The organism is Streptomyces sp. NPDC059900, from assembly GCF_050270335.1.
Taxonomy (GTDB): domain Bacteria; phylum Actinomycetota; class Actinomycetes; order Streptomycetales; family Streptomycetaceae; genus Streptomyces.
Genome location: NZ_JBNNJZ010000879.1, coordinates 1 through 2,439 on the forward strand (window position 1 = coordinate 1; position 2,439 = coordinate 2,439).

General features: G+C 70.4%; 2 protein-coding genes. One reads left to right on the top strand and one right to left on the bottom strand.

Annotated features, from left to right (window positions below; translation table 11 throughout):
• The coding region (locus ACQKIP_RS45235; protein ID WP_365867335.1) for a hypothetical protein at positions 1 to 208 on the top strand (208 nt) is incomplete at its 5' end.
• Positions 209 to 403: 195 nt separating this feature from the next.
• Here the strand turns inward: ACQKIP_RS45235 and ACQKIP_RS45240 are convergent.
• Positions 404 to 2,439 (bottom strand): Helicase associated domain protein (locus tag ACQKIP_RS45240; protein ID WP_427745664.1); only part of this gene is annotated, 2,036 nt, incomplete at its 5' end.

Consider the following 2,439-nt stretch of genomic DNA (forward strand, 5'->3'; position numbering starts at 1 on the left):
CCGGGAACACCATTGGCCACACGCCTGGCTTCCTGATGGCCACCAGCCTGGGCCTCCAACGGCCACCCACCTGGGCATCTCAATGACCGTTGACAGCGAGCGCGGCGGCTGCGGTGGCGGCGACGCCCGCCATCAGGACCACCGCATGCCGATGGCGGAGAGTTGTTCGATCCGTTCCGGTGTCAGCGATGCCGCGCGGCTGCGTTGATTTTGCTGACCCCCCAGCTTGAGTTCCCGTTCCTCTTGGTTTTCCCCGTCCCAGTCCCCGTGCCCGTCTCTGTCCCGGCCCTGGCCCTGGTCCTGGTCCTGGTTCTGGTCTCTGTCCTGGGTCCGGTCGTCGATGACGATCCGCTCAACCCATTTCCGGGGGACGGCGACGGGGGGTGACAGGTCCTGCTCACGGTCAGGCCCAGCGCATGCCGATCGCGGAGAGCTGCTCGATCCGTTCCGGGGTCAGCGATGCCGCGCGGCTGCGCTGGTTGCTGACCCATGCCCCCAGTTTGTGCTGTCGCTCCTGCTGGTCCTCGCCGGCGCCGAAGGTGATCGTCTCGACCCACTTCCTGGGGACGTTCAGGTGGCCTTCGCGTTCGTAGTACTGTTTGGCGGCCTGGTAGTTCATGGCCCATTTGTCGGCCTGCGTACGGCGCGGCGGAGGCTTCTCGTCCTCGCCGGCGGGCTCGATCCCGAGGACCTGCTCGCACATCCACTGCTGCACGGTCGTGAGTTGGTCCCAGCCGTACCGGACCGACTGCACCCACCGCCCCAGATCCTCGCCCTGGCGCACGACGTCACCCGCCTCCGTGGGCAGCGCCTCGCCCGCGTCCAGATGCATCCGCACCAGGTGGAAACAGCGCTGCCACGTCACCGGCCACGCCGGGCACCAGGACGCGTCGATCTCCTCCAGCTGCTCGCGCCGTGTCTCCGACAGCGCCCCGGCCGCCGACTGGACCGGAATCCCCTCGGCACGCCGCTGCTGGTTCTCCTGCGCCTTCCGGGCGGCCGCCCTCGCGTTCTTCAGAAAGATGCCCACGCGGTGGCCCTGGTGGGTGGCGTCGAGCGGGGCCAGGAGGTGCCCGTGTTCGGCCGCCCATCCGCGTGCCGCTGCGAGGCCTTCCTCCCAGGCGACGTCGTAGTGCGACCAGATCATGCCGAGCTTTTCCAGCTGTTCGATCCGGCCGGCGTCCATGCTGCCGCGGGCGTGGAGCCGGCGTGCGTCGGCGGTCCACTGCCCCAGCGGAAAGTGGGCGAGCGAGGCCGGCCACCCCGTGGCTTCCGCCTCCCGGCCGTCCACGGCGGGCCACCCGACCGCTTCGGCTCCCTCACTGCCGGGCACGCGGTAGGTGAACGGCACGCGGAGGTCTCCGTGGAGCCGGTGGTAGATGACGGCGGCTTCCACGCCGCGCCGCCAGTGTTCGTGCTCGGGGTCGAGGACGCGCAGGTTGATGAACGCCGCGAGGGCGGCCGGGTCGCGCGGCGTGGAGAACTTCAGCAGGGCCGTGGCGGGGGCGCTCACGCCCCCCGGGCTCCCGCCGCTTGCGTCCGTGTTCTGGCCGCTCTCGTCCTGGCTGACGGGCGTGTAGCGGCTGGGGGCTTGCTGCTGGGCCAGTGCCTCCACCACCCTGGCGTCGTGCGCCCGCAGCGCCTCCAAAAGCTTCGCCAGCCCGCCGAACGCCTTCGAGGTGAGCATGTTGTCGGCCGTCTCGCCGGGCCCGAGCAGCACCGGTACTACGAGCGAGGCCGTCTTGCCCTCGCCCGGCTGCATCCGCAGCGCCCGCCCCACCGCCTGGACCAGATCCGGCATCGACCCGCGCACATCCGCGAAGTACACGGAGTCGCACCGGGAGGTGTCGACTCCTTCCCCCAAAACCTTCACCGAGGACAGGTAGCCCTTCTCCACGACGGTCCCGTCCGTGGCAATCCCGGCGGCGAACTCGCCCAGGACACGCCGCCGGTGGAGCGGCTTGTGCTCACCGCACAACCAATCCGCCCAGATCGTCTTCGGATACAGCCCCGGATCGGTGTCGTGCAGCTGCCCGGTCACACCGGGCAGGCCGGCCGCGAACGCCTCGGCCTCCCTCACCACGTGATGGAAGACCAGCGTCCTGCGGAAGCCCTCCTCCGCCGACGCCTTCACCAGCGCGGTCTGCAACGCGGCAAGCCGCGCCCCGCGCACCTGCGCCGACCGGCTTTCGGCGCCCAGGAGCTGCGCGGCCTGGAGCTGGGTGTCGGTGACATCCACGCAGACAACCTGGTACGGCGCACAGATACCCCGGTCGATCGCCTCCGAGAGCGTCAACGTGAACGCCCGGCTCCCGAAAGGCCCCTCCGGATCATCGTCCATGCTCGCGACCAGCTCACCCGGCACGCCCGGCTGCTCCTGGTCTTCGTCCCCGAGCTGCCACAGCCGGGGCGTGGCCGTCATGTACAGCCGGCGCAGGG